Genomic DNA, 8,757 nt, shown 5'->3' with positions numbered 1-8,757 from the left:
CGGGCGTTGGAAATTTGAGAGGAGCTGTCCTTAGTACGAGAGGACCGGGATGGACTTACCGCTGGTGTACCAGTTGTTCTGCCAAGGGCATTGCTGGGTAGCTATGTAGGGAAGGGATAAACGCTGAAAGCATCTAAGTGTGAAGCCCACCTCAAGATGAGATTTCCCATTTCTTTAAGAAAGTAAGACCCCTCAGAGATGATGAGGTAGATAGGTTGGAAGTGGAAGTGCAGTGATGTACGGAGCGGACCAATACTAATCGGTCGAGGACTTAACCAAAAGAAATAAAATAAATGATCTTGGTAAGTAGTGATTACAAGCTTCAATCCAGTTTTGAGTGAATCATCACTCAATTGAATACAACAACACCCAGTGTGGTGGCGATAGCGAGAAGGATACACCTGTTCCCATGCCGAACACAGAAGTTAAGCTTCTTAGCGCCGATTGTAGTGAAGGGTTTCCCTTTGTGAGAGTAGGACGTCGCCGCGCTCGTTGTTATTCCGGCATAGCTCAGTTGGTAGTAGCGCATGACTGTTAATCATGATGTCGTAGGTTCGAGTCCTACTGCCGGAGTAAAAAGAACGAAAAACTTTTTGAGTTTTCGTTCTTTTTTTGTTTTAAATGAAAAGAATTATATCTTTTGAAAGAATAATGAAAAGATGAAATAATGATATAGTAGGTAAATCGATTAATTTTATCTAACAGTTTTGTCATATCAGTGATCTATTTTGTAAAAATTTAGCTTTGTTACTAAGTTTTTTGATATAATTGTTTGTAATCCGAACGAACTAGGTCTTAAGATTGAGTGGAGATTCTTCATCCTGTGGTATAATAGCTTGGAGAAGTTAGGAGGAGCAACGTGAAAGTATTATTATATTTTGAAGGTGAAAAAATATTAGCCAAGTCAGGAATTGGCCGGGCACTTGACCATCAAAAGCGAGCACTTTCTGCTGTGGGAATAGAGTATACATTGGATGCTGAATGCACAGATTACGATATATTGCACATAAATACATATGGAATCAATAGTCACAATATGGTGAATAAAGCTCGGAAAATGGGAAAAAAAGTGATATATCATGCTCATTCAACTGAAGAAGACTTTAGAAACTCCTTTATCGGTTCTAATCAACTATCACCTTTAGTTAAAAAGTATTTGGTAAGTTTGTATTCTAAAGCAGATTATTTAATTACACCAACACCTTACTCTAAGGATTTGCTAGAAGGCTATGGAATAAAAGTCCCGATTGCCTCAATTTCGAATGGTATCGATCTGAATCGTTTTGAACGTTCGAAAACAAAAGAAGAAAAATTCAAGGAATATTTTAATATCTCAAGCAATCAAAAAGTAATTATTTGTGTAGGATTATATTTTGAAAGAAAAGGAATCATTGATTTTGTTGAGTTAGCTAGACAGTTTCCAGACTATCGTTTTATCTGGTTTGGTCATACGCCAATGTATTCAATTCCAAGAACGATTCGTACGCTTGTTAGAGAAGATCATCCTAAGAATGTTGAATTTCCTGGTTATATAAAAGGAGATATTATTGAAGGTGCCTACTCAGCAGCAGATTTATTTTTCTTTCCTTCTTATGAAGAAACAGAAGGAATTGTGATATTAGAGGCTTTAGCAAGTAAGCAGCAAGTTTTAGTAAGGGATATTCCAGTATATAAAGGCTGGCTTAAAGATAAAGAAAATTGTTACATGGGCTCAACAAATGAAGAATTTGCTTCTTTGATCGAGTCGCTGATCGAAAAAAAACTGCCAAATACCTGTGAATCAGGATATGAAGTGGCCAAGCAAAAAAGTATTGAACGAATCGGTCATGATTTAAAAGAAGTTTATGAAACAGTATTAAATCGTGGTCATACAAATGAAAGTGAACAAATCTATCTAAAAAATTGAAGGTAATGGAGGGGAACATTGTGAAATTTGGTTTCTTTACAGATACATACTTTCCCCAGGTCAGTGGGGTTGCTACATCAATAAAAACACTTAAAGAAGAATTGGAGAAAAAAGGACATCAGGTCTATATTTTTACGACTACAGATCCTAATGCAAAGGAATTTGAAGAAGACGTGATTCGAATGCCCAGTGTTCCTTTTGTCTCTTTTAAAGATAGAAGAATCGTTGTTCGGGGAATGTGGTATGCCTATCTGATTGCTAAAGAGCTGGAACTAGACTTAATCCATACACATACAGAATTTGGAGCAGGTTTATTAGGGAAAATGGTTGGTAAAAAATTAAAAATACCAGTTATTCATACCTATCATACAATGTATGAGGATTATTTACATTATATTGCCAAAGGCAAAGTAGTTCGCCCAACGCATGTAAAATATTTTTCTCGTTTTTTTGCAAATCATACAACAGGTGTAGTTTGCCCTAGTGAGCGTGTCATTGATAAGCTGAGGGAATATGGAGTGACTGCTCCCATGAGGATCATTCCAACGGGTATTGATATAAAAAAATTTGAAAGACCTGATATCACCGACCAAATGAAAGAAGATTTACGAGAAGAGCTAGGTTTAACTAAAGAGAATATGATGCTTTTATCTTTAAGCCGTATCTCATATGAAAAAAATATTCAAGCAATTATTCAAGGTTTACCAATTATATTTGAACGATTTCCCAATGCTCGTTTTGTGATCGTAGGAGATGGACCCTATGTAGAAAAACTATCTTGCTTAGCAGAAGACCTGAATATTCGTGAAAAGATTCAATTTGTCGGTGAAGTACCTAATGATCAAGTAGCAATCTATTATAAAGCTGCTGACTATTTTGTCAGCGCCTCAACATCTGAAACACAAGGATTAACATACACTGAAGCAATGGCTTCGGGTGTTCCATGTGTAGTTGAGGGGAATGCTTACTTAAATAATCTATTTGACCATGAAAGTTTAGGACATACATTTGAGAGCGATGATGAGTTTGCATCAGCATTTATTTCCTATGTTGAATCAGGGATCAAACCAGATGAAACCATTTTAAAAGAAAAACTTTATGAGATATCTGCTTCTTATTTTGGTAATCGAATGTTTGAATTTTACGAAGATATGATCAAATATTATGATCAACGGTTGGTGGAAAAAGAAGCTGCTGCTTCAATTGAACGTATTAAAGTTAAATTTACATCTTTAAGAAAATAAATGTTAAAACTTTTATTCTTAGTTTATACTGAGGATAGAAGTTTTTTTATTAAACAAAAATAGGGAGGAAATAAAATGCCACAAATAGGATTTATTGGAACAGGTGTAATGGGTGCTTCGATTGTTAGAAACATGATGAAACACGGACTAAAAGTCAATGTTTATAATCGAACAAAGAGTAAAACTGATGAACTTGTAAAAGAAGGTGCAATTTGGAAGGAGACGCCAGCAGAACTCGCTGCATCAAGCGATATTGTTTTTACAATGGTTGGCTTTCCAAAAGATGTCGAAACGATTTATTTCGATGATAATGGGATCTTCACTGGAAATATCCAAGGGAAAATTATTGTAGATTTGACCACAAGTACACCGACATTGGCACAAAAAATTGCTGAAAAAGCCAGTGCCCTAGGTGGAGTTGCTTTGGATGCGCCAGTATCAGGTGGAGATTTAGGTGCAAAGAATGGCACACTAACAATTATGGTCGGTGGAGAGAAAGAGGCATATGATCAGTTACTGCCTGTTTTTAAGACGTTTGGAACAACTGTCACTCTACATGGAAATGCCGGAAAAGGTCAGCACACTAAAATGGCAAATCAAATCATGATAGCAGGAACCATGACAGGGATGACTGAAATGCTTGTTTATGCCAATAAAGCTGGTTTAGATTTGGACAAAGTGATCGAAACTCTTTCTGGTGGAAGTGCTGCAAATTGGTCTTTAAGTAACTATAGTCCAAGAATTCTAAGAGAAGATTACACTCCAGGCTTTTTCGTAAAGCATTTTATAAAAGATTTAAAGATTGCATTGGATGAGGCAGAAAAAATGGACCTTGACCTACCATCGACGAAATTAGCGGTTGAACTCTATGAAAAGCTTGCTAATAAAGGTTTTGAGAACGATGGAACCCAAGCTTTGATCAAACTTTGGTGGGATGAAGGAAAACGCTCTTAGATCAAAAATTAAAGAACAGCAAAAAAATGAAAAAAAATGACGAAATATCATGCAAGAAACGCAATGTTTTGATACAATGGTACAGAACTAGTTTGCAGAGGGAGGCCCATTTATGAAACATTCACAACTTGTGGCGATCATTAAAAGACTTGAAGCGATGACTGAAGCAACAGACAACGAAATTCAAGTACGCCGCTTTGAAAAAGAAGGCGTAGAAAAATGCATCGTGAATTATGATAAATCGACTGAAACATTTGAATTAACAGAAAGTGATTCTCAACAAAGCTATCAATTTGATAATATCGATATTGTAGCAATGGAGATCTATGATTTAATTCAATAAAAAAGAATACTCAAAAACCTTGTGGCATACAATTTGTATGCCACAAGGTTTTTTTTACTAAGCGGTTGTCAATTCTTTAAAGATAGTTTTCACAGTAGTTTTCTCTTTGATGCGGTAAGCATTTGAACCAGCAAAGACTAATGCATCCTCAGGTTCTTTCGTCACTGCATTCAACAATGTCTCAGTGATACAATATGGAATCGTTTCGCGATCACAATGTTTATAGGACAAGCAATTACGGCATTTTTCGATCGGAATTTGCTCATGTTTGATTCGCTCAGAAAAACGATTTTTTATAGCTCTACCCGGCATACCTACAGGACTTTTAATGATAGTGATATCTTCTTTTTCAGCTTTGATATACGCCTCTTTAAAAGATTCTGGTGCGTCACATTCTTCTGTCACAACAAAACGTGTAGCCATCTGTACGCCTGAACAACCTAAACTGAGATAATGATCGATATCCTTACGATCAAAAACACCACCGGCAAAAATAACTGGAATTTTTTTATCGAAGTCTGCTCCAAAAGAGTTGACTGTTTCAACGATTTTTATGATCTCTTCGTCCATTTGTTCAATGCTCTGCTCGATCATTTCAGCTTTAAAACCAAGATGTCCTCCAGCTTTCGGACCTTCGATCACAACAAAATCCGCTGTTTTGTTGTGCCTTTTTTTCCAGGTACTTAGAAGAACCCTTGCACCCTTATTAGAGGAGACGATCGGTGCTATTTTAGTTTGGCTTCCTTCAACTAATTCGGGTAAATTGATCGGTAGCCCAGCTCCGGAAATAATGACATCCGCGCCAACTTCAACACATCTTTTTACATAACGATCATAGTGAAAAGTTGCCGCCATGATATTGAATCCGATCAGTCCGCCACAAGCGATCTCTTTTGCTTTTTCAAATTGTTTTTGGATGGCGATCATGTTTGCTCTTAGCGGTGACTTTTCAAACAATTCTTCTTGATATCCGATTTGTGCGGTTGATAAAATACCGATGCCACCTTCGCGGCTAACTGCACCAGCTAAATTAGCTAAGCTGACTCCGATGCCCATACCACCTTGGATGATAGGCACTTTTGCAACAAGACCGTCTATTACTAATGGTTTTAAAGACATATTTTTGCTCCTTTGTATTAGTAAAAAAATGTAAATACTTTGATATTCAAACTAAAACAAATGATAGTCAATTGAAAGGAAACTGTCAAATGTTTTTTTTAGAAAGTCAAGAAAATACCAATTTAAAAATTTTTTTATTTGAAATAGTCTTGATATGATGGGCTTTTTAGTTAAGAATAATTAAAAATCAAATATTTTACTTGCAATCTCTTTTTATATACGATATAGTTTGATCATCAAATGATTTGATTATCAAACTATATGGATGGTGCGCACACATGGAACCTAATTTAGAAACAGTCAACGATTATCTTGTCAGTGTCTTCAATGATATTTTAACGATTGAAGAATCTGAGCTAAAAAAATCACAATTTAATGATCTATCCATTACAGAGATGCATACGATCGAAGCGATCGGTATGTACAAAAAGAAAACCTCTTCAGAAGTCGCAAAAGAATTGTCGATTACTGTTGGCACTTTGACTGTTGCAATCAATAATCTTGTAAAAAAAGGTTATGTTGAACGGATTCGAAGTGAGGATGATCGTAGAGTTGTTAAATTAGGTTTGACAAAGAAAGGGAAATTACTTTTCAGAGTCCACCAACATTTCCATCGAGAAATGGTGAAACGAATTTTAAGCGGAATGGATAAATCAGAAGAGCAGGCATTATTGAAAGCTCTAAAAAATCTTCATGATTTCTTGAAGGAATATAAGTAAAAAGTGAGGGCCAAAATGAACCAATTCGCAAAAATAACTTGTACAGGCCGATATGTTCCTGAAAATGTTGTTTCCAATCAGCAGTTATCAACAATGATGGAGACATCTGACGAATGGATTTCAAGTCGGACCGGGATACGGGCAAGAAATATTGTTACCAATGAAAATACTTCGGACTTATGTATCAAGGTAGCCGAACAATTATTAAAAAAATCTGGTAAAAAACCGGAAGAATTAGATTTTATTCTAGTTGCTACGATGACACCGGATTATGGGACACCTTCTGTTGCATGTTTGGTTCAAGGAAGTATCGCTGCACAAAATGCATTTGCTTTTGATATAAGTGCTGCATGTTCTGGGTTTGTTTATGCTTTAAGTATGGGTGAAAAATTGATACGAACTGGTAAAAGACTTGGAATGATCATTGGCGGTGAAACTTTGTCAAAAGTGATCGATTGGAATGATCGTACAACAGCAGTGCTGTTTGGAGATGGAGCGGCAGGTGTAATACTTGAAGCAGATACTGAAGAACATTTCCTTAGTGAAAAGCTTCAGGCAGATGGGAAAAGAGCTAAGTCGCTAACTTCAGGATATTTAGAAAACAAGAGTCCTTTTTATACAGACTCTTCAGAAGAATCTAATTATCTTAAAATGACAGGCAGAGATATTTATGATTTTTCTTTAAAAGATGTAGCAAGTAACATTCGTGAAATCGTCGAAGAAGATGTCGATTACTTATTACTACATCAGGCAAATAAACGAATCATCGAAAAAATATCTCGAAAGCTCGCTATTCCAAGAGAAAAATTTTTAACGAATATGGAACAAAATGGCAATACTTCTGCCGCGAGCATTCCCTTATTATTAGATGAATCAGTAGAAGCAGGAGTACTGAAAATTGGCTCCGGACAAAAAATCGTGTTAACAGGTTATGGCGGCGGTTTAACGTGGGGATCGATCCTCTTAACGCTATAAGACTGTGACTATATAAATTAAAAAAGAAATTTATTGGAGGAATATACACATGGTATTCGAAAAAATTCAAGCAATTATTGTAGAAGAATTAGGTAAAGAGCCGGAGGAAGTAAAATTAACAACAAACATCCAAGAAGAGTTAGATGCAGATAGTTTAGATCTATTCCAAATCATCAACGAAATCGAAGATGCATTCGATGTAAAAATTGAATCAGAAGACGGCATCACAACAGTGCAAGACTTAGTGACATATGTAGAAAAACAAACAGCAGAATAATCAAGCTCATTTGCTTACACATAGAATTGGCAAAACAAAGTATTTTTGGGAAGCCAAACGCTTGCTGAAAATCTAGCTTTTTTACACTGTTAGTTGGAATTAGAAAGGCTGGTACTAAACTTATTGAGTTTTGTTCCAGCTATTTTTTCATTAAGGATTTAAGGGAGGTCGTTTATGCGATCACAGATTTGTAAGTTGCTTAACATTCAGTATCCAATTTTTCAAGGTGGAATGGCCTGGATTGCAGATGCTTCCTTAGCAGGAGCAGTTTCAAATGCTGGTGGTTTGGGAATCATCGCAGGAGGTAACGCGCCCAAAGAAGTTGTACAGGCAGAAATTCAAAAAATAAAGAAGATAACAGATAAGCCATTCGGTGTCAATATCATGCTGCTTTCGCCATTTGCAGAAGATATTGTCGATTTAGTTTGCGAAGAAAATGTTCCTGTCGTCACAACGGGTGCAGGAAATCCGAGTAAATACATGGCACGTTTTAAAGAACATAATATTAAAGTAATTCCAGTAGTTCCTTCAGTCGCATTGGGTGCACGAATGGAAAAAATCGGTGCAGATGCTGTAATTGTTGAAGGAATGGAGGCTGGAGGACATATCGGTAAGCTTACGACGATGAGTATCGTACCTCAAGTAGTCGATGCTTTATCGATCCCAGTCATTGCAGCAGGAGGGATCGGTGATGGTCGAGGCATGGCAGCTGCATTGATGTTAGGTGCAGAAGGAGTTCAAGTTGGTACGCGTTTTTTAGTCGCAAAAGAATGTACTGTACACGAAAATTATAAAGCCAGGATCATAAAAGCACGAGATATTGATACAACGGTTACGTGCCAACATTTTGGACATCCTGTACGGGCAATCAAAAATAAACTAACGAACGAATATGATCGATTAGAAAAAATTGAATTGAGAAATCCTGAACCAGATCTTGTAAAATTTGACGAATTAGGTCAAGGTGCATTGCGAAAAGCGGTGGTTGAAGGCGATGTGGATCATGGCTCGATCATGGCAGGACAAATTGCAGGAATGATTACAAAAGAAGAAACAGCAAAAGAAATTATTGATTCGTATATTATTGAAATGAAACAAGTTTTTGTAGAGAAATATAGCCAGTGGGGATAATAGTCGTTCACATGGCTTTTATGATAAATAAATTGAATGAAACGAAAAAGTTTTCGGGTGACGAATATTGAGAAATGAAGCTCTTTCGA

At 36.4% G+C, this 8,757-nt stretch carries 9 protein-coding genes, 1 tRNA gene and 2 rRNA genes; 11 read left to right on the top strand and 1 reads right to left on the bottom strand.

The window, feature by feature from the left end; genetic code table 11:
* The 7 genes from H3T55_RS03050 to H3T55_RS03020 all read left to right on the top strand — a co-directional run.
* Positions 1 to 279, top strand: a 23S ribosomal RNA gene (locus H3T55_RS03050); the annotation flags it as partial.
* 94 nt (positions 280 to 373) lie between these two features.
* Positions 374 to 489 (top strand): 5S ribosomal RNA (rrf, locus tag H3T55_RS03045).
* Between the two features lie 10 nt (positions 490 to 499).
* Positions 500 to 573 (top strand) — tRNA-Asn (locus H3T55_RS03040).
* A gap of 286 nt (positions 574 to 859) precedes the next feature.
* Entirely contained in the window at positions 860 to 1,906 is a 1,047-nt protein-coding gene (locus tag H3T55_RS03035; protein ID WP_225532759.1) for a glycosyltransferase, read from the top strand.
* A gap of 20 nt (positions 1,907 to 1,926) precedes the next feature.
* On the top strand, positions 1,927 to 3,150 hold the full coding sequence (locus H3T55_RS03030; RefSeq protein WP_225532760.1) for a glycosyltransferase family 4 protein: 1,224 nt from the start codon (positions 1,927 to 1,929) through the stop codon (positions 3,148 to 3,150).
* 75 nt (positions 3,151 to 3,225) lie between these two features.
* On the top strand, positions 3,226 to 4,104 hold the full coding sequence (locus H3T55_RS03025; protein ID WP_225532761.1) for an NAD(P)-dependent oxidoreductase: 879 nt from the start codon (positions 3,226 to 3,228) through the stop codon (positions 4,102 to 4,104).
* Between the two features lie 112 nt (positions 4,105 to 4,216).
* Entirely contained in the window at positions 4,217 to 4,447 is a 231-nt protein-coding gene (locus tag H3T55_RS03020; RefSeq protein WP_069663497.1) for a YkuJ family protein, read from the top strand.
* A 57-nt stretch (positions 4,448 to 4,504) separates the two neighbouring features.
* On the opposite strand, the gene H3T55_RS03015 is transcribed toward H3T55_RS03020, so the two are convergent.
* Positions 4,505 to 5,566 (bottom strand): NAD(P)H-dependent flavin oxidoreductase, encoded by a 1,062-nt coding sequence (locus H3T55_RS03015; protein ID WP_225532762.1) that lies wholly within the window; start codon positions 5,564 to 5,566, stop codon positions 4,505 to 4,507.
* 278 nt (positions 5,567 to 5,844) lie between these two features.
* Here H3T55_RS03015 and H3T55_RS03010 point away from each other — a divergent pair, with 278 nt between their 5' ends.
* From H3T55_RS03010 to fabK, 4 genes are all read left to right on the top strand, one after another.
* Complete coding sequence (locus H3T55_RS03010) at positions 5,845 to 6,285, top strand: MarR family winged helix-turn-helix transcriptional regulator (protein WP_069663499.1); 441 nt, start codon at positions 5,845 to 5,847, stop codon at positions 6,283 to 6,285.
* A gap of 15 nt (positions 6,286 to 6,300) precedes the next feature.
* Positions 6,301 to 7,260, top strand: a complete 960-nt coding sequence (locus H3T55_RS03005) for a beta-ketoacyl-ACP synthase III (RefSeq protein WP_225532763.1) — start codon at positions 6,301 to 6,303, stop codon at positions 7,258 to 7,260.
* Between the two features lie 49 nt (positions 7,261 to 7,309).
* Positions 7,310 to 7,537 (top strand): acyl carrier protein, encoded by a 228-nt coding sequence (locus tag H3T55_RS03000; protein ID WP_087639257.1) that lies wholly within the window; start codon positions 7,310 to 7,312, stop codon positions 7,535 to 7,537.
* Between the two features lie 174 nt (positions 7,538 to 7,711).
* Entirely contained in the window at positions 7,712 to 8,668 is a 957-nt protein-coding gene (gene fabK / locus H3T55_RS02995; protein ID WP_225532764.1) for an enoyl-[acyl-carrier-protein] reductase FabK, read from the top strand.
* Positions 8,669 to 8,757: the final 89 nt, after the last annotated feature.

Source organism: Enterococcus sp. S22(2020) (genome assembly GCF_020295385.1).
GTDB lineage: Bacteria > Bacillota > Bacilli > Lactobacillales > Enterococcaceae > Enterococcus_L > Enterococcus_L dunnyi.
Note: the sequence above shows the minus strand (reverse complement) of the source record. Positions and strands in the feature narration are given on the sequence as shown.

Coding starts and splice junctions, on each gene's coding strand:
- fabK (WP_225532764.1), top strand. CDS start 7,712: ATGCGATCACAGATTTGTAAGTTGCTTAACATTCAGTATCCAATTTTT.
- H3T55_RS03025 (WP_225532761.1), top strand. CDS start 3,226: ATGCCACAAATAGGATTTATTGGAACAGGTGTAATGGGTGCTTCGATT.
- H3T55_RS03000 (WP_087639257.1), top strand. CDS start 7,310: ATGGTATTCGAAAAAATTCAAGCAATTATTGTAGAAGAATTAGGTAAA.
- H3T55_RS03005 (WP_225532763.1), top strand. CDS start 6,301: ATGAACCAATTCGCAAAAATAACTTGTACAGGCCGATATGTTCCTGAA.
- H3T55_RS03010 (WP_069663499.1), top strand. CDS start 5,845: ATGGAACCTAATTTAGAAACAGTCAACGATTATCTTGTCAGTGTCTTC.
- H3T55_RS03020 (WP_069663497.1), top strand. CDS start 4,217: ATGAAACATTCACAACTTGTGGCGATCATTAAAAGACTTGAAGCGATG.
- H3T55_RS03015 (WP_225532762.1), bottom strand. CDS start 5,566: ATGTCTTTAAAACCATTAGTAATAGACGGTCTTGTTGCAAAAGTGCCT.